The following is a 17,278-nucleotide window of genomic DNA, read 5'->3' as shown; positions in this document are numbered from 1 at the left end:
AGGTACGGGCCCCGGTTCGATGGACTGCGGTGGACTCCTGCGCCCGCTGGCTGCGGCGAGGCGTCTCGGACGAGCGCCCACACTATCGGCTGGCCATGGCAACGGCCCGCCCCCTGTGGACAACCCACGGGGGACGGGCCGTTCGCGCAGCTCAGTCGTGTGCGTCCGGTGGCTGCCCGGTTCAGACGGCGGCCTTCTTGAGACGGCGGCGCTCGCGCTCGGACAGTCCGCCCCAGATGCCGAACCGCTCGTCGTTGGCGAGGGCGTACTCAAGGCATTCGGAGCGCACCTCGCAGGCGAGGCAGACCTTCTTGGCCTCTCTGGTGGAGCCGCCCTTCTCGGGGAAGAAGGACTCGGGGTCGGTCTGGGCGCACAGCGCGCGCTCCTGCCAGCCGAGTTCCTCGTCCGCGTCGTCGACCAGCAGTTGCTGCACCAGCTCGGTCATGTGCGCCCCTCGTCTGTCTTTCACGTCCCCGTGCGTGGCCGTCACCGATTTCGGCTGAACGACACGAGTGAAATTACAAGTGTGCTGCTCCGGGCGAGTCAAGCCGAGATCTGCTATTGGGCCCGTTATTCACTCTGCGGAACCAAGGCCGTGCGGAAAGTGTTCAAATCGCCATAAACCTTGACATGCAGACGAGGCCCATCGGGGCCGCCGACCCCGTACAGAGCTTGTACGGAGAAGGACGCCCAGATGTTCGATCGCGTTCCGCAGCGGCACGCGCGCCCAGTTGTGCGCCATGTGTCCCGGGTACCGCATGAACAAACCTTTCGGCAGCCAGATGAACCGGATGAGGTGAAACATGTCCCACATACCGGGCGTCGAGTTGACACCGCCGGTGTGAACCGATGTCCTAGTGGGCATGCTCGCGAACTTGGCATTCACCTCGACCCGCACCGCCGGGTCCCACGGTGCTGCCCGTGCTCGCTGTAGCTGTTGCTGTTCCAGCTGTTGAGCCGTAGCCGTATCCACCGCTCCAGCTGCCGACCGGGTCCCCCGAGGACTCGGTCTTCGCATTTCGTTCCCCGCTGACCTTCTTCACTGAGGAACCACCGCACCCCATGAACAGCGACAACGACCTCCAGATCGCCGGCGACATCCTCGAAGTCCCGCACCTGCTGCAGCCGCCGCGCGAGCACCCGGTCACCGTGGCCGAGTTCGCCGGCCTGGCCCGCGCGATCGCCGCCGACCGCGCGCGGTGGGCCGACCTCGTCCGGTACGACGCGACCACCCGCTGGTACCACCGGCTGCGCACCGGCCCCGGCTACGAGGTCTGGCTGCTGTCCTGGGTGCCCGGCCAGGGCAGCGGATCCCACGGCCACGGCCGTTCCTCCGGGGTGCTGACCGTCCTGGAGGGCACGCTCACCGAGCGCACCGCGCGCGGCACGCGCGCCCTGTCCGCGGGCGCGCAGCGGGTCTTCGCGCCGGGGTACGTGCACGAGGTGGTCAACGACGCGCTGGAGCCGGCGGTGAGCCTGCACGTCTACTACCCGGGCCTGACCGAGATGCCGATGCACACGGCGCAGAGCTGCGAGGCGCGATCCGTGGCTGCGTGACTGCGTGACTGCGTGACTGCGTGACACGCTGTCGGACCCGCCTGCCAGACTTGGCGCATGCGCATTGTGGTTCTGGCAGGCGGTATCGGCGGTGCCCGGTTCCTGCGCGGTCTCAAGCAGGCCGTGCCGGACGCCGAGGTGACCGTCATCGGCAACACCGGGGACGACATCCACCTCTTCGGGCTGAAGGTCTGCCCGGACCTCGACACGGTGATGTACACCCTCGGCGGCGGCATCAACGAGGAACAGGGCTGGGGGCGGGCCGACGAGACCTTCCACCTCAAGGAGGAACTGGGTGCCTACGGGGTGGGACCCGACTGGTTCGGCCTGGGCGACCGGGACTTCGCGACGCACATCGTGCGCACCCAGATGCTGGGCGCCGGCTATCCGCTGAGCGCGGTGACCGAGGCACTGTGCGACCGCTGGAAGCCGGGCGTGCGGCTGATCCCGATGACCGACGACCGGGTGGAGACCCACGTCGCCGTCGAGGTGGACGGCGAGCGCAAGGCGGTGCACTTCCAGGAGTACTGGGTGCGGCTGCGGGCGTCGGTGCCCGCCGCGGCGGTGGTGCCGGTGGGCGCCGAGCAGTCCACGCCGGCCCCGGGCGTCCTGGAGGCCATCGCCGAGGCGGACGTGATCCTCTTCCCGCCGTCCAACCCGGTGGTCTCCGTCGGCACCATCCTCGCGGTGCCCGGCGTCCGGGAGGCGATCGCCGGCGCCGGGGTGCCGGTGGTGGGCCTCTCCCCCATCGTCGGTGACGCGCCCGTGCGCGGGATGGCCGACAAGGTCCTCGCGGCGGTGGGCGTGGAGTCGACGGCGGCCGCGGTCGCCGAGCACTACGGCTCGGGGCTGCTGGACGGCTGGCTCGTGGACACCGTGGACGCGGGCAGCGTGGCGCGCGTCGAGGAGGCCGGCATCCGCTGCCGGGCCGTACCGCTGATGATGACCGACCTGGAGGCGGCCGCGCAGATGGCGCGGGAGGCGCTGGCGCTCGCCGAGGAGGTGCGCGCGGCATGACCGGCGCGAGCGACGACACGACCGGGACGGCCCGCGCGGCGGACGCCGGGCCGGCCGGGGATGCGGTGCCCGAGTACCGGGTGTGGGCCCTGGCCGGGCTCCCGGAGGTCCAGCAGGGCGACGACCTGGCCAAACTGATCGCCGCCGCCGGGCCGGGACTGGCCGACGGGGACGTGGTGATCGTCACGTCGAAGATCGTCTCCAAGGCGGAGGGGCGGCTCGTCGAGGCGTCCGACCGGGAGGCCGCGATCGACGCCGAGACCGTGCGGGTGGTGGCCCGGCGCGGGAGCCTGCGGATCGTGGAGAACCGGCAGGGGCTGGTCATGGCGGCGGCCGGGGTGGACGCCTCCAACACCCCGGCCGGGACGGTGCTGTTGCTGCCCGAGGACCCGGACGCCTCCGCCCGCGCGATCCGCGCCGGGCTCCGCGACACGCTCGGCGTCAACGTCGGGGTCGTCGTCACCGACACCTTCGGGCGTCCCTGGCGCGCGGGGCTCACGGACGTCACCATCGGCGCCGCCGGCGTGCGGGTGCTGGACGACCTGCGCGGGGGTGTGGACGCGCACGGCAATCCGCTGGTCGCGACGGTCGTCGCCACCGCCGACGAACTGGCCTCCGCCGGTGACCTGGTCAAGGGCAAGGCGGCCGGTCTTCCGGTGGCCGTGGTGCGCGGGCTCGGGCACGTGGTGGCCGGGGCGGCGGACGACGGCGAGGGCGCGCGGGCACTGGTCCGGGACGCGGCCAGTGACATGTTCCGGCTCGGCACGTCCGAGGCGGTCCGGGAGGCGGTGACCCTGCGGCGGACGGTGCGGGCGTTCACCGGCGAGCCCGTCGACCCCGCGGCCGTACGGCGGGCGGTCGCCGCCGCCGTGACGGCACCGGCGCCGCACCACACGACCCCGTGGCGGTTCGTGCTGCTGGAGTCGGAGGAGTCGCGCGTGCGCCTGCTGGACGCGATGCGGGACGCGTGGATCGCCGACCTCAGGAAGGACGGGAAGTCCGAGGAGTCCGTCGCCAAGCGGGTGCGGCGCGGGGACGTGCTGCGCAACGCGCCGTATCTGGTGGTGCCCTGCCTGGTGACGGACGGCTCGCACACCTACGGGGACCCGCGGCGGGACGCGGCCGAGCGGGAGATGTTCGTGGTCGCGGCCGGCGCGGGCGTGCAGAACTTCCTGGTCGCGCTGGCCGGTGAGCAGCTGGGGTCGGCGTGGGTGTCGTCCACGATGTTCTGCCGGGACGTGGTGCGCGAGGCGCTGGCGCTGCCGCCGGACTGGGACCCGATGGGCGCGGTGGCCGTGGGCAGGGCGGCGGAGGAGCCGCGGGCCAGGGCCGAGCGGGATCCCGAGGCCTTCATCGAGGTGCGCTGATCCCTCGCCGCCCCCGGTACGGCGGCTGTTCCCCGCGAGGCCGGGCGCGCCCGCGCGTGGGCAGCCGCACACCGTCCCGCGTCCCTTCCGGGGCGCCCGAGGCCTAGGATCCTTTGCGTGGCTGGTCGGTTTGGTCCTAAACCCACCCGGGTGAGCGTGCGGGGCGGGCAGGTCGTCGTGCCCGCCGCGGTGCCCCGGCAGGCGGCCGCGCCCGGACGCGTCCGGATCTGGAAGCCCGAGGGCGATCCGGATCTCGGGCTCGTGCTCGGGCCGCTGCGGCGCGGGCCCGGCGATCCGACCTTCCGGGCCACGCCCGACGGGTCCGTGTGGCGGGCCAGTCTGACGCCCGCCGGGCCCGGCACGCTGCGGGTCGCGGTGTACGGCGGTGAGGTGCGCGGCGAGGCGTGGGGAGCAGGCGCCGAGTGGCTGCTGGAGCGGCTGCCCGAACTGCTCGGCTCCGCCGACGACCCGTCCCTGTTCGTGCCCCGGCACCGGGTGCTCGCCTCCGCCCGGCACCGGCGGCCGGGGCTGCGGCTGACCCGGACCGGGCTGGTCCTGGAGTCGCTGATCCCCTCGGTCCTGGAGCAGAAGGTCACGACCGACGAGGCCTACCGGGCCTGGCGGTCGCTGGTACGGCGGTTCGGCGAGCCGGCGCCCGGCCCAGCGGGGGTGGGCGAGCGGCCGATGTGGGTGATGCCGGCGCCGCGGACCTGGTCGCTGATCCCCTCCTGGGAGTGGCACAAGGCCGGTGTCGACGACAAGCGGGCCTCGACGATCCTGCGGGCGGTGCGGGTCGCCGCGCGGCTGGAGCAGGCGGTGGGGATGACCGCGGAGGCCGCGCAGGCCCGGCTGGAAGTGGTGCCGGGGGTGGGGCCGTGGACGTCCGCGGAGACCGTGCAGCGCAGTCACGGGGCGCCGGACGCGGTGACGGTCGGGGATCTGCACCTGCCGGGGATCGTCGGGTTCGCGCTGGCCGGTGACCGGCACGCCGACGACGAGGCGATGCTGCGGCTGCTGGAGCCGTACGCGGGACAGCGGCACCGGGCCGCCCGGCTGATCCTGCTGAGCGGCCAGGTGCCGAAGCGGCGGGCGCCGCGGATGCCGCGAGGGGACATCGGACGGCTGTGACGGCGGCCGGCGCGGCGCCCCGGCGGGGCCGCGCCCGCGCACCCGCGGTCGGACCGCCCGCGGCCGCCGCTACTGGTCCGAGGAGAACCGCACCGCGCCCGCCGGGATCATCGCGTCGCACCACACCCGCGCGCCCTCCCGCAGCTCGTTGTCGGCGCCGACGGTCGCGCCGTCGCCGATCACCGTGCCGGTGAGGATCGCGCGCTCGCCGACCCGGGCCCGGTTGCCGATCAGGGAGTCGGTGATGACCGCGCCGGGCTCGATCACGGCGCCCGGCAGGATCGTGGAGCCGAAGACCCGGGCGCCCTCGGCCACGAACGCGCCCTCGCCGACCACCGTGCCGCCCGTCAGCTTGGCGTCGGCCGCGACCCGGGCGGTGGGCAGGACGAGGCGGTCGCCGCAGCGGCCGGGGACGGCCGGGGACGGGGCGCGGCCCAGGACCAGGTCGGCCGAGCCGCGGACGAAGGCCGCCGGGGTGCCGAGGTCCAGCCAGTAGGTGGAGTCCACCATGCCCTGGAGGTGGGCACCGGCCGACAGCAGCTCGGGGAAGGTCTCCCGTTCCACCGACACCGGGCGGCCCTGCGGGATCGCGTCGATGACCGAGCGGCGGAAGACGTACGCTCCCGCGTTGATCTGGTCGGTGACGATCTCCTCGGGGGTCTGCGGCTTCTCCAGGAAGGCGAGGACCCTGCCGCTCTCGTCGGTGGGGACCAGTCCGTAGGCGCGCGGGTCGGTGACCTTGGTGAGGTGCAGGGACACGTCGGCGTCGGTGCTCTCGTGCATCGCGACCAGCGCCCTGATGTCCAGGCCGGTCAGGATGTCGCCGTTGAAGATCAGCACCGGGTCCTCGGGGCCGGAGTGCAGCCGGGCGGCCACGTTGCGGATGGCGCCGCCGGTGCCGAGCGGTTCCTCCTCGGTGACGTACTCGATGTGCAGGCCGAGCGCCGCTCCGTCGCCGAAGTACGGCTCGAAGACCTCCGCCAGGTAGCTCGTGGCGAGGACGATGTGCTCCACGCCCGCCGCTCTGGCTCTGGCCAGCTGGTGCGTGAGGAACGGCACACCCGCGGCCGGGACCATGGGCTTGGGCGTGTGGACCGTGAGCGGGCGCAGCCGGGTGCCTTTGCCGCCGACCAGGAGGATCGCTTCTGTCACCTGTCGTCTCTTCCTGCCGGGACCGGCCGAACTCTCTGTCGGCCGGCCAGTGTATGCAGACCGTGCGACGGCGCCCTCGACGGCCGCGCGGTGCCACGCGGCACGGGTGTGCGGTTTCCCCCGGACTTCCCCCCGACGGCGGTGAACGCGCCCCTCGGCTCAGCGTCCCTGGAGGCGCGCGGAGCTGGTCCGGGCCGAGCCGAGTTTGGCGTAGAGCTTCGCGCCGGGGCACTCGGTGGCGTACCCGTCCCTGTGTCCGGAGATCACGTTCAGTCGTACGTTCTTCCCCTTTGGGTAGAGATTGCCACCGCCGGACTTCAGATATGTCTTTCCCTTCGGATTGGCCCCGAAGACCCCGAGCTTCCAGGCGGTGAGCTTGGCGAGGGCCGTGACGACGGCGGCGGGCGGCTTGTGCGTCTTGAACGAGCCGATCACCGCGATGCCCATGCTGTTGCTGTTGAAGCCCAGGGTGTGGGCGCCCCGGACGGCCTTCGCCACGCCGCCGGCGCGGCCCTCGTAGATGCCGCCGCACTTGTCGACGAGGAAGTTGTAGCCGATGTCCCGCCAGCCCATGCTCACCACGTGGTAGCGGTAGATACTGCGGATGACGGACGAGGCCTGTGAGCACTTGTAGCCGTTGCCGGAGTCGGTGTGGTGGACGAAGGCCGCCTTGATCTTCCCGGTGTAGACGAACCCCTTCTCGCGCAGTGACTCGTCGGCGCCCCAGCCGTGGCGGGTGACGATCTTCGGGCGGGGTCCGATGTACGGCTTCACTCGGCTGACGCCGGTCAGCACCGCCAGCTCGTCCTCGGTGTCCTGCCGGTTCAGGGCCGGGATCTCGGTGGCGCCGAAGGGCGCGAGTTCGGTGTTGACCGCCGCCGACGCGTCGGCCTCGGTGCGCGCGACGTCGTCCAGGGAGCCCTCGGCGGGGGTCTCCTCGCCGGGGTCGACGAGTTCGAGGCGCAGGCCGGCCGGGAGCAGGTCGTGCCCGCCGGTGGGAGTGTCCCGCGGGCCGGGGTCCTTTCCGAGTTCGGCGCGCACCCGTACGTCGACGCCGTTCGAGTCGCCCACCCACAGGGGCGCGGTGCCGCCGTGCACCCGGCCCGAGTCGGCCTCCGCCGTGTCCGGGTCGGCGCCGTGGTCGGCGTTGTCCGTGTCGACGACCTGCCAGTTGGACCACCGGCCGGTGGCGACGGACCGGGCGCGGACCTGGACCAGGCCGTGCAGTTCGGTCCCGGGGTTGGCCCAGCTGACGCCGACCAGGGAGAAGTGCTCCAGGTCGTCGCGGGTCAGGCCCTGTTCGACGGCCTGGCCGAGAACGCGCTCGCCGGTGCGGGGGGCCAGGGGCAGCGACCGGGTGCTGCCGCCGGGCCGGCCGGTGGTCGTCGTGGCCCGCTCCGCCGGTGCGGCGGCCGCGGACGGCATGGTCAGCGCGACCGCGGGGAGGGTGAGGGCCGCCGCGCAGGTGACGCCGATCGAGGAAGTCAGGAATCCACGCATGCCCCTGATCTTGAACAGGGTCAGACATATATGTCCATTGCGGGCCTGACGGTCCGTCGGAGGCGATTGCGCCGAACCGGTGGCCCCGCCGGCCGGTGCGGGCGCCGGCCGCCGCGTACGCTTGCCCGGGTGAACGCCACCGATCGCACCCCTGCCGACCTGCTGCGTTCCGCGCTCGCCGCGGATCCCGGACGCCCCCTGGTGACCTTCTACGACGACGCCACGGGCGAACGTGTCGAATTGTCCGTGGCCACCTTCGCCAATTGGGTGGCCAAGACGGCGAACCTGCTCCAGGGCGACCTGGCGGCCGGCCCCGGTGACCGGGTGGCCCTGCTGCTGCCCGCGCACTGGCAGACGGCGGCCTGGCTGCTCGCCTGCGCGTCGGTGGGCGCGGTGGCCGACGTGGGCGGGGATCCGGCGGCCGCCGACGTGGTGGTGAGCGGCCCGGACTCGCTGGAGGCGGCGCGCGCCTGCCGCGGGGAGCGGATCGCGCTCGCGCTGCGGCCGCTGGGCGGGCGCTTCCCGGTGGTCCCGGACGGGTTCGCCGACTACGCGGTGGAGGTGCCGAGCCAGGGCGACCGGTTCGCCCCGTTCGCGCCCGTCGATCCGGAGGCGCCGGCGCTGATCGTGGCCGGGGCGGAGCTGAGCGGGGCCGAGGTGGTGGAGCGGGCGCTGGGGGACGCGCCGGGGCTGGATCTGACCGGGCCGGGGTCGCGGCTGCTGTCGGGGCGGGGGTTCGACACGTGGGAGGGGCTGAGCGCGGGTCTGTACGCGCCGCTCGCGGTCGGGGGGTCGGTGGTGCTGTGCCGGCATCTGGCGGAGTTGGGTGAGGAAGGGGTTGCGAAGCGGATCGAGAGTGAGCGGGTGACGGCTACGGTTCGCTGACGGGGCCTCCGGCGGGGGGCGGGGGGCGGGGGGTCGCGTTGTTCACCGGGTGCGGGTGAGTGGGGGCTTGTCGCGCAGTTCCCCGCGCCCCTGAGAGGGGGGGTGGCTGGCGCGTCCTTGTCGGGTGCCAGTGGGTGGGGGTTTGTCGCGCAGTTCCCCGCGCCCCTGAGGGAGGGGTGGCTGGCGCGTCCTTGTTGGGTGCCGGTGGGTGGGGGCTTGTTGCGCCGTTCCTCGCGGCCCTGAGGAGGGTGGGTGGGGTCACTCTGGTGGCTTAGTTGGGCGGGGTCGTCGGGGGTGGGGGCGGGCACTCTGGAGGGGTGACCGATGCCGGAGGGGCCACCGCGACCGGGGACGGTGTTGCCCGGCGTCGGCGGCGGCGCCTGCTGACGGGGGCGGCGGTGGCCGCCGGGCTGCTCGCCTCCACCGCCCTCGCCTGCGGCTGGGTGCTCTACGACCGGCTCAGCGACAACATCACGCCCGACGAGGCGGCCGCCGCCGAACTCGCCCGCTACGAGCGGGAGCGTCCCACCGCGCTGGTGAGCGGCGCGCAGAACATCCTCCTCATCGGGTCGGACACCCGCGCCGGGGCCGGGAACGGCCGGTACGGCAAGGACATGGGCACCGAGCGGTCCGACACCACGATCCTGCTGCACCTGGCCGCCGACCGGCGCAGCGCCACCGCCGTCTCCCTGCCCCGGGACCTGATGGTGCACGTGCCGAGCTGCCTGCAGGGCGACGGCCACCGCAGCGAGCCCTCGTTCACGCTGTTCAACTCGGCGTTCGAGGTCGGGGGTTCGGCCTGCACCATCCGTACCGTCGAGAAGCTCACCGACATCCGGATCGACCACCACGTCGTCGTCGACTTCAACGGGTTCAAGAACATGGTCGACTCGATCGACGGGGTGCAGGTCTGCCTGAAGGAGCCGATCGACGACAAGGCGGCCAAACTGCGGCTGCCCGCGGGCCGGGTCACCCTCGACGGGGAGCAGGCGCTGGGATACGTACGGGCGCGCAAGTCGCTCGGCAACGGCAGCGACACCGAGCGCATGGAGCGGCAGCAGCTGTTCCTGGGGGCGCTCGTCAACAAGGTGCGGGGCACTGACGTACTGCTGAACCCGGCGAAGCTCTACCCGCTGCTGGACGCGGCGACCTCCGCGCTCACCACCGACCCGGAGCTGGCGAGTCTGCGGGGTCTGTACCAACTCGTGCGCGGGCTGCGTGACATCCCCACCGAACAGGTGCAGTTCCTCACCGTTCCGCGCGAGCCGTACGTCTACGACTCCAACCGCGACCAGCTCGTGGCGGGCAGGGCGGACTCGCTCTTCGGGCTGCTGCGGGCCGACAAACCCGTGCCGGTCACCAAGAAGAGCGGCACCTCCGAGTCGTCCGGGTTCCGCGGGAACACCGCCGCCGAGGACAGTTGCGGGTAAAGCACCAGCCAAGGCGGCGAACTTCGGCGTCGTTCGTTGTCAGTTAAATGCGGCGGATTGCCCAGTTGTAGGGACGACGAATTTGTCACTGGCGTCACTCGACGCCGAACCGGGCGGATAGTGTGAGCCCTCCGGTGCACCCGGCCGCGAGGTCTGTCCTGGGGTCGTGCACTCTTGACCGTGACCGAGCGCCCTGGTGGGGGGAAGGGCGCCGCGTGGCCCCGACGGAGGATTCGGACAACCGTGGACGCGCAAGGCCGTGGGCGGGCGGACAACATCGATCCCGCAGACCAGTGGGTACTCAATCCGGACACCGGCGAATACGAACTGCGACTGACCGCTTCCGCACCGCAGTCGTCGGTCCCTGGACCGCGCCGGCCGCAGGCACCGCGCACCGGTGCGGACGCGGACGCGCCGCGGGAGACCGCGGGCCGCGAGGCCGCGGCACAGGTCCCGGGGCAGCGCAGGCGGCGCGGCGAGCCGGAGCCGCCGGCCGGGCGGCGCTCACGGCGGCCGGTGAAGAAGAAGTCGAAGGCCAAGAAGGTACTGCTGTGGACCGGCGGTTCGATGGCCCTCGTGCTGGTCGTCGCCTCGGCCGCCGGCTACCTGTACGTGAAGCACCTCAACGACAACATCACGTCCGTCTCCGACGACGGCGCGAGCACCGGTGGCTTCAGCAAGGACAAGGCGATCAACCTGCTGGTGATCGGCACCGACAAGCGCACCGGCAAGGGCAACGAGGGGTACGGCGACGCGGGCAGCGTCGGGCACGCCGACACCAACATCCTGCTGCACATCTCCAAGGACCGTTCCAACGCGACCGCGTTGAGCATCCCGCGCGACCTGATCGTGGACGTACCGGACTGCCCGACCGAACAGGCCGACGGCAGCCAGAAGGTCATCCCGGGCACCGCCGACGTCCGCTTCAACACCAGCCTCGGCCAGGACGGCCGCACGGCCAGCTGCACCGTGCGCACGGTGACGGAGCTGACCGGAATCAAGCCGGACAACTTCATGGTGGCCGACTTCAACGCGGTCAAGACGCTGACCGACGCGGTCGGCGGGGTCGACGTGTGCCTGGCCAAGGACATCGACGACTCGGACTCGCACCTGAAGCTGTCCAAGGGCACCCACAGCATCTCCGGCGAGACCGCGCTGGCCTTCGTGCGCACCCGGCACTCGGTCGGCTTCGGCGGCGACCTCAGCCGGATCCAGCTCCAGCAGCAGTTCCTCAGCGCCCTGATGCGCAAGCTCAGCTCCAACTCGACGCTCAGCAGCCCGACCAAGCTGCTGAAGCTGGCCGAGGTCGGCACCAAGGCGCTGACCGTCGACTCCCAGCTGGACAGCATCGGCAAGCTGAAGGACCTGGGTCTGGAACTCGGCAAGCTCAACCCGAAGAACCTGACCTTCACCACCGTCCCGGTCATCGACAACCCGGCCGAGAAGGTCAAGGCGACCGTCGTGCTCAACGACACGAAGGCGCCGCCGGTCTTCGCGGCCATCAAGGACGACGTCTCCTTCACCGCGGTCAAGAAGAAGCAGGCGCAGGCCAGCAAGGACGCGGCGGCCGCCCGTCTGGAGGGCGCCAAGTCGGAGGCCTCCGCGGTGCGGGTGCGGATCCTCAACGGCGGGGCGCCCCCCGGCAGCGCCCAGGAGACCCTCAGCTGGCTGCAGAACGATCAGGGCGTCCTCAAGTCGGAGAACGCCGGCAACGCGCCCGCGCCGCTCGCCAGGACCACCCTGGAGTACGCCCCGGACCAGGCCGACCAGGCACGTGAACTGGCCTCGCTGATGGGGCTGTCCGGCTCGGCGCTCAAGCCCGGCAAGAGCGTGACCAACTCCCAGGGAGTGCCCGCGATGACCCTGACGCTGGGCAAGGACTTCCAGGGGGCGGGGGTACCCCTCACCACTCCGACAAAGGCGCCGGAAGTGGACAGCAAGACCACTGCGGACAAGGTGACCTGCGCCAAGTAGCGGCATCCGGCGTCCGGTTGCGGGGAGCCACTCCCCGATGACACCAAGTCACAGCAAATTAGCAGGTAACCCTATGGGTCCGTCGCGCGTCTAACCGGGCGCGGGGCGGACCCGTGTGGTCCGTGGAGCGTCCGATGGGGGGCGTCGGCGACGGGCCGGTGCGCGGGAGTGCGCAGGGCGGGGAGGGCTGGGAGTTGACGCAGAGCGACGTGCGGAGGGACGTGCCCGCGGTCGAGGACACGATGTCCCTCGCACCGAAGGCATCCGGGACCCCCGGCGGGCCGGAAGGACCGAGCGGTCCGACGGAGCCGGGCGGCGGCGGGCGCGGACGCGGACGGCGTGTGCTGCGCTGGTCGGCGGCCGCGGTGTCGCTGGTGGTCCTCGGCACGGCCGGGGCCGGTTACCTCTACTACGAGCACCTGAACGGCAACATCCACAAGGGCGAGCGCAGCAGCGGCGACTCCAAGGCCCGGCGGACCGCGCCGAACTCGGCCGGGGAAACGCCGATGAACATCCTGCTGATCGGCTCCGACAGCCGTAACTCCGCGGAGAACGTGAAGCTCGGCGGCAGCAAGGACAACGTGGGCAACCCGCCGCTCGGCGACGTCCAGATGCTCATCCACCTGTCCGCGGACCGCAAGAGCGCGTCGATGGTGAGCATCCCGCGGGACACCCGCGTCGACATACCCAAGTGCAAGGACCCGCAGACCGGCAAGGTGTTCCCGGCGACCAACGGCATCATCAACGAGTCGCTGGCGCGCGGCGGCGCCGGGTGCACGCTGGCCACCTGGGAGAACCTCACCGGCGTCTACATCGACCACTGGATGACGATCGACTTCGCCGGCGTGGTGAAGATGGCCGACGCCATCGGCGGGGTCGAGGTGTGCGTCAAGCAGAACGTGTCGGACCACCCGACGGCGGCGGTGCCCGGCGGCTCCGGGCTGAAGCTGACCGCCGGCACCCACAAGGTGCAGGGCAAGCAGGCCCTGCAGTGGCTGCGCACCCGGCACGCCTGGGGCAGCGACCTGATGCGGGCCCGCGCCCAGCACATGTACCTGAACTCGATGATCCGGACGCTCAAGGGACAGAACGTCTTCACCGACACCCCGCGCCTGATGGGCCTCGCGGAGGCGGCCACGAACTCGCTGACGGTGTCCGAGGAGATAGGCACCGTCAAGAAGCTGTACGACCTGGGCATGCAGCTGAAGTCGGTGCCGACCGACCGCATCACCAGCGTGACCATGCCGAACGTGCCGGACCCGCAGAACGGCGACCACGTGGTGCCCGACACCGCCAACGCCGACAAGATGTGGCAGATGCTCCGCGACGACGTGCCGTTCGACAAGAACGGCGACGCCGAAGGGGACAAGAAGAAGAGCACCGCGCCCGCCGCGGCGACCGCGGAGCCCTCCGTCACCGCCGACCGGCTCGGGGTGCTGGTGCGGAACGCCACCGGGAGCTCCACCCGGGCCGCGGTCTCCGGCCGGGCCCGGACGCTGGCCACGGAACTCGGCACGAAGGGCTACACCAGGGCGGCGGCGGACACCTCCGGTGGCGTCGAGTCCGTGGAGAAGACGGTCGTGGAGTATCCGAGCGCGGACCTGCGCGGCGACGCCCAGGCGGTCGCCAAGGCGCTGGGGATCCCGGTCGGCCAGGTGCAGCAGACCACCGACGTGTCGGGGGTCACGCTGCTCGTGGGTGCCGACTGGCGCGAAGGGACCGCGTATCCCAAGCAGTCGGCGCCGAAGGCCGGCGACCTGCCCGACAACTCCGACGCCATCAACGGCTCGGACACCAAGCAGTGCATGGACGTGTACGCGCCCTACCGCTGGTAGCCCGTGGGGGCGGTGCTCAGTTCGAGGTCGGGCTGAGCACCGCGGGACGCCGGGACGCGATGACCCGCTTCGCCAGCGACCTGGGGCTGGTCAGGAAGCCGTATCCCCACGACATGTGCATGGTGGCGAGGGCGACCGGGATCCGGAGCCGGGCCGTGAGGGGCAGCCCCTTGCCGGCCGGCAGCGACCCGGCGACGATCGCCGCGAGGTAGCCGCCAGGGATCACCAGGGCGAACGGGGTGACCAGGGCGCCGACGACGATGCCGGCGGCTATCGCGCACACCGCGGCCGGCGGGGCGAGGTAGCGCAGGTTGATGGAGCCCTCGTGGTAGCGGGCGACGACGTGCCGCCACCGGCCGTAGTCCTTGTACTGCTTGGCGAGCGCCTTCACCGACGGGCGCGGCCGGTAGGACACCCGCAGCTCCGGCGAGAACCAGATCAGCCCGCCGGCCTCGCGGATCCGGAAGTTCAGCTCCCAGTCCTGGGCCCGGATGAACTCCTCGTTGTAGCCGCCCTGTTGCTCCAGGGCCTCGCGGCGGAAGACACCGAGGTACACGGTCTCGGCGGGACCGGCCTCGCCGCCCGTGTGGAAGGCGGCGTTGCCGACGCCGATCTTCGAGGTCATGGCCGCCGCGACCGCGTGCTCCCAGGCGTTCTCGCCCTCGGCGTGCATGATGCCGCCGACGTTCTGCGCGCCGGTCTCCGCCAGCAGGCGTACGGCGGTCGCGATGTAGTTCGGGGAGAGCATGCCGTGGCCGTCCACGCGCACCACGACCGGATGCCGGGAGGCCTTGATCGCGGCGTTCAGCGCGGCCGGGGTGCGGCCGGTCGGGTTCGGGACGGTGTGCACGCGGGGGTCTTCGGCCACGAGCTGTGCGGCGATCTCGTCCGTGCGGTCCGTGGACGGACCGAGGGCGATGACGACCTCCAGCTCGCCGGCGTACTCCTGCGCGAGGATCGCTTGGACGGACCCGCGCAGGTGCCGCTCCTCGTTGAGGACGGGCATGATCACGGAAACTGCGGGATGCCGCACGTCGGGCTTGGCGTTCATAGGGGGCTCACGTTACCGCGAACGGGGGACACCGGTGCGCGCCGCCGGTGCCAAGCGGCGGGCTGAAGGTCGTATCGGCCTACCGTGCTCACGGATCCCACGTACGGCCTCGTCCGGAGGTGTCCTTTGGCCGCCAGCCCGCCCCGGTCCCCCGCCCGGCCCGCCCGGCCGCGGCGACGACCGCAACCCACCCGTCAGGCCCCGCGGCCGCCGGTACGACCCGCGAGGCCCCGGCGGCCGCGCTGGGCCATGCGGGCCGTGACCACACTCTCGGTGGTGGTGCTGGCGTCGGCCGGGATCGGGCACTCCGTGATGGCCAGCCTCGACGCCGACATCGCCCGGGTCGACCCGTTCAAGGACATGAAGAACCGGCCCCGGCAGGGCAACGGCATGAACGTCCTGCTGGTCGGCACCGACGGCCGCGACAAGATCACGGAGCATGAACGGCGGAAGTACCGGCTCGGCGGGGCGCCCTGCCACTGCACGGACACGATGATGATCGTGCACATCTCGGCGGACCGGGAGCGGGCGACGGTCGTCAGCCTGCCGCGCGACTCGTACGCCGAGGTGCCGCCGCACACCGACGCCACGACGGGCCGGGCGCACGCCGCCCACCCGATCAAACTGAACGCGGCCTACGCGGAGGGCGGCCCGCAGCTGACCGTCCGCACCGTCGAGGACATGACCCACCTGAAGATCGACCACTACCTGGAGGTCGACTTCATCACCTTCATGCGGACCGTCGACGTGCTCGGCGGGGTCCGGATCTGCACGCCCCAGCCGCTGAAGGACTCCTACACCGGCCTCGACCTGGCCGCGGGCACGCACACGCTGAACGGCGGGCAGGCCCTGCAGTACGTCCGCTCCCGGCACGTCGACGCGGCGAGCGACCTCGGCCGGATGAAACGGCAGCAGCGGTTCCTGGCCTCGCTGATCGAGCGGGCGTCCTCCTCGGGGGTGCTGCTGAACCCGATCAAGTTCCGGGACGTGACGCGGGCCGTGCTGGGCTCGGTACGGGCCGACACGGGATTCGGCACCGACGAGCTGCTGGACCTCGGCCGGGCGATGCGGAACTTCTCCCCGTCCTCGTCCGAGTTCACGACCGTCCCGATCGGGCAGCTGGGATACGCGGTGAAGGGCATCGGCTCGACGCTGAAGTGGGACCCGGCCGGGTCGGAACGGCTGTTCCAGTCCCTGCGCGAGGACAAGCCGCTGGCGCCGCCGGCGCCCAAGCGGCCCGCCGGCCCGAAGCAGGCCACCGTGGAGGTGGCGCCGGAGCAGATCCGGGTGCAGGTGGAAAACGGCACGGCGACGGCGGGACTCGGCCGGCAGATGGACGCGGCGCTCACGGCGGCGGGGTTCGCGGCGAACCACCAGCCGGTGACGGCCGCCCGGCACGACGTGCGGCGGACGGTGATCTCCTACGACCCGCGCTGGGACCGCTCGGCCCGCTCGCTCGCGACGGCCCTGCCGGGGAGCGAGCTGGTGGCGGTGAAGGGGATGGGTCCGGTGCTGCGGGTGACGACCGGGGCGGACTTCAAGGGGCCGGCGAGTGTCCGCAAGGTACGGGTCGAGGCGCCGGCGCCGCAGGGTGGGACGACGGTGATCCGGGGCGACGAGACGGTCTGCTGAGCGTCTCGTCCCACCTGCGGGCCGGTGGGGGCTAGTCGCGCAGTTCCCCGCGCCCCCCCCTTCAGCGGCGTTCGCGCAGCGCCCTGCTTCCAGGGGCGCGGGGAACTGCGCGAACGGCCCCCACCGGCCCGCGGACGAACAGCGGCCCGGCGCCCGCGCCTAGTTCTCGAAGCCCTCCGCAAGCCGCCGCTCGCGCAGCTCGCGTATCTCGCGGCGCCTCGCCAGCCGGTGGGTCCGGCGGATCTGGGCCTCCTGGTAGCGGCGCCGGTCCCGGTCGGTCTCCGGGACCACCGGCGGCACCCGGCGGGGCTTGCCGTCGGCGTCGACCGCCGCGAAGACCAGGTAGGCCGAGCCGACCTGGGTGGCGGGGGTCGACTCGTTCCAGCGCTCGGCGAGAACCCGTACGCCCACTTCCATGGACGTGTGGCCGGTCCAGTTGACCTGCGCCTTGACGTGGACCAGGTCGCCGACCCTGACCGGCTCCAGGAACGCCATCTCGTCCATGGAGGCGGTGACGGCGGGGCCGCCCGAGTGGCGCCCGGCGACCGCGCCCGCCGCGTCGTCCACAAGTTTCATGATCACGCCGCCGTGCACCGTACCGAGGAGGTTGGTGTCGCCGTGGGTCATGATGTGGCTGAGCGTGGTCCGGGAGGCGGACGTCGGCTTGCCGGGAATATCGGACTCCGCCTCGGGGGCCTGGTCTGTCATGGCCCCCACCTTATGCCGAAGTGACCATCACGGAATTTGTGT

14 protein-coding genes are annotated in these 17,278 nt (G+C 72.2%); 9 read left to right on the top strand and 5 right to left on the bottom strand.

Features of this window, described 5'->3' with window-relative positions:
- Positions 1-181: 181 nt before the first annotated feature.
- Complete coding sequence (locus tag ACIQOE_RS29460; RefSeq protein ID WP_003975777.1) at positions 182-445, bottom strand: WhiB family transcriptional regulator; 264 nt, start codon at positions 443-445, stop codon at positions 182-184.
- A 617-nt stretch (positions 446-1,062) separates the two neighbouring features.
- Between ACIQOE_RS29460 and ACIQOE_RS29455 the strand changes: the two genes are divergently transcribed.
- The 4 genes from ACIQOE_RS29455 to ACIQOE_RS29440 all read left to right on the top strand — a co-directional run bounded on the left by ACIQOE_RS29455 (position 1,063) and on the right by ACIQOE_RS29440 (position 5,069).
- Complete coding sequence (locus ACIQOE_RS29455; protein ID WP_401414718.1) at positions 1,063-1,557, top strand: cupin domain-containing protein; 495 nt, start codon at positions 1,063-1,065, stop codon at positions 1,555-1,557.
- A gap of 57 nt (positions 1,558-1,614) precedes the next feature.
- Positions 1,615-2,574 carry a 2-phospho-L-lactate transferase gene (cofD, locus tag ACIQOE_RS29450; RefSeq protein WP_351328994.1) on the top strand — a complete coding sequence of 320 codons (960 nt, stop codon included), beginning with the start codon at positions 1,615-1,617 and terminating at the stop codon, positions 2,572-2,574.
- Positions 2,571-3,941, top strand: coding sequence for a coenzyme F420-0:L-glutamate ligase (locus tag ACIQOE_RS29445; RefSeq protein ID WP_401414716.1), 1,371 nt, complete (start codon positions 2,571-2,573; stop codon positions 3,939-3,941). Before cofD ends, ACIQOE_RS29445 begins: the two co-directional genes overlap by 4 nt.
- 117 nt (positions 3,942-4,058) lie before the next feature.
- A complete protein-coding gene (locus tag ACIQOE_RS29440) occupies positions 4,059-5,069 on the top strand; it encodes a DNA-3-methyladenine glycosylase 2 family protein (RefSeq protein WP_351328990.1) in 1,011 nt (336 codons plus the stop codon).
- Between the two features lie 69 nt (positions 5,070-5,138).
- Here ACIQOE_RS29440 and ACIQOE_RS29435 read toward each other — a convergent pair whose 3' ends face one another.
- Both ACIQOE_RS29435 and ACIQOE_RS29430 read right to left on the bottom strand, forming a co-directional pair.
- Positions 5,139-6,221, bottom strand: coding sequence for an NDP-sugar synthase (locus tag ACIQOE_RS29435; RefSeq protein ID WP_351328989.1), 1,083 nt, complete (start codon positions 6,219-6,221; stop codon positions 5,139-5,141).
- Between the two features lie 159 nt (positions 6,222-6,380).
- Positions 6,381-7,721, bottom strand: a complete 1,341-nt coding sequence (locus ACIQOE_RS29430) for a peptidoglycan recognition protein (RefSeq protein WP_401414714.1) — start codon at positions 7,719-7,721, stop codon at positions 6,381-6,383.
- A gap of 129 nt (positions 7,722-7,850) precedes the next feature.
- Here ACIQOE_RS29430 and ACIQOE_RS29425 point away from each other — a divergent pair, with 129 nt between their 5' ends.
- The 4 genes from ACIQOE_RS29425 (at position 7,851) to ACIQOE_RS29410 (ending at position 13,845) form a co-directional block, all read left to right on the top strand.
- Entirely contained in the window at positions 7,851-8,606 is a 756-nt protein-coding gene (locus ACIQOE_RS29425; protein ID WP_362644574.1) for a TIGR03089 family protein, read from the top strand.
- A 317-nt stretch (positions 8,607-8,923) separates the two neighbouring features.
- Positions 8,924-10,036: an LCP family protein gene (locus ACIQOE_RS29420; RefSeq protein ID WP_365565213.1), complete on the top strand. Its 1,113-nt coding sequence runs from the start codon at positions 8,924-8,926 to the stop codon at positions 10,034-10,036.
- Positions 10,037-10,279: 243 nt separating this feature from the next.
- On the top strand, positions 10,280-12,010 hold the full coding sequence (locus ACIQOE_RS29415; RefSeq protein WP_351328982.1) for an LCP family protein: 1,731 nt from the start codon (positions 10,280-10,282) through the stop codon (positions 12,008-12,010).
- A gap of 242 nt (positions 12,011-12,252) precedes the next feature.
- Positions 12,253-13,845, top strand: coding sequence for an LCP family protein (locus ACIQOE_RS29410; protein ID WP_401414747.1), 1,593 nt, complete (start codon positions 12,253-12,255; stop codon positions 13,843-13,845).
- Between the two features lie 16 nt (positions 13,846-13,861).
- Here the strand turns inward: ACIQOE_RS29410 and ACIQOE_RS29405 are convergent, their stop codons facing one another.
- Positions 13,862-14,896, bottom strand: a complete 1,035-nt coding sequence (locus ACIQOE_RS29405; protein ID WP_362644566.1) for a glycosyltransferase family 2 protein — start codon at positions 14,894-14,896, stop codon at positions 13,862-13,864.
- Positions 14,897-15,145: 249 nt separating this feature from the next.
- Here ACIQOE_RS29405 and ACIQOE_RS29400 point away from each other — a divergent pair, with 249 nt between their 5' ends.
- Entirely contained in the window at positions 15,146-16,528 is a 1,383-nt protein-coding gene (locus ACIQOE_RS29400; protein WP_401414710.1) for an LCP family protein, read from the top strand.
- A 159-nt stretch (positions 16,529-16,687) separates the two neighbouring features.
- On the opposite strand, the gene ACIQOE_RS29395 is transcribed toward ACIQOE_RS29400, so the two are convergent.
- Positions 16,688-17,236, bottom strand: a complete 549-nt coding sequence (locus tag ACIQOE_RS29395) for an acyl-CoA thioesterase (protein ID WP_401414708.1) — start codon at positions 17,234-17,236, stop codon at positions 16,688-16,690.
- Between the last annotated feature and the right edge of the window lie 42 nt (positions 17,237-17,278).

It is taken from the genome of Streptomyces sp. NPDC091282, from assembly GCF_044757385.1.
GTDB classification, from domain to species: Bacteria; Actinomycetota; Actinomycetes; order Streptomycetales; family Streptomycetaceae; genus Streptomyces; species Streptomyces gramineus.
This window is presented reverse-complemented; position numbering and strand designations above follow the sequence as displayed.

What these genes read in the sequence shown, in the direction of transcription:
- ACIQOE_RS29400 (WP_401414710.1), top strand. Translation starts at nt 15,146, where the DNA reads ATGCGGGCCGTGACCACACTCTCGGTGGTGGTGCTGGCGTCGGCCGGG.
- ACIQOE_RS29445 (WP_401414716.1), top strand. Translation starts at nt 2,571, where the DNA reads ATGACCGGCGCGAGCGACGACACGACCGGGACGGCCCGCGCGGCGGAC.
- ACIQOE_RS29395 (WP_401414708.1), bottom strand. Translation starts at nt 17,236, where the DNA reads ATGACAGACCAGGCCCCCGAGGCGGAGTCCGATATTCCCGGCAAGCCG.
- ACIQOE_RS29410 (WP_401414747.1), top strand. Translation starts at nt 12,253, where the DNA reads ATGTCCCTCGCACCGAAGGCATCCGGGACCCCCGGCGGGCCGGAAGGA.
- ACIQOE_RS29430 (WP_401414714.1), bottom strand. Translation starts at nt 7,721, where the DNA reads ATGCGTGGATTCCTGACTTCCTCGATCGGCGTCACCTGCGCGGCGGCC.
- ACIQOE_RS29460 (WP_003975777.1), bottom strand. Translation starts at nt 445, where the DNA reads ATGACCGAGCTGGTGCAGCAACTGCTGGTCGACGACGCGGACGAGGAA.
- ACIQOE_RS29455 (WP_401414718.1), top strand. Translation starts at nt 1,063, where the DNA reads ATGAACAGCGACAACGACCTCCAGATCGCCGGCGACATCCTCGAAGTC.
- ACIQOE_RS29405 (WP_362644566.1), bottom strand. Translation starts at nt 14,896, where the DNA reads ATGAACGCCAAGCCCGACGTGCGGCATCCCGCAGTTTCCGTGATCATG.
- cofD (WP_351328994.1), top strand. Translation starts at nt 1,615, where the DNA reads ATGCGCATTGTGGTTCTGGCAGGCGGTATCGGCGGTGCCCGGTTCCTG.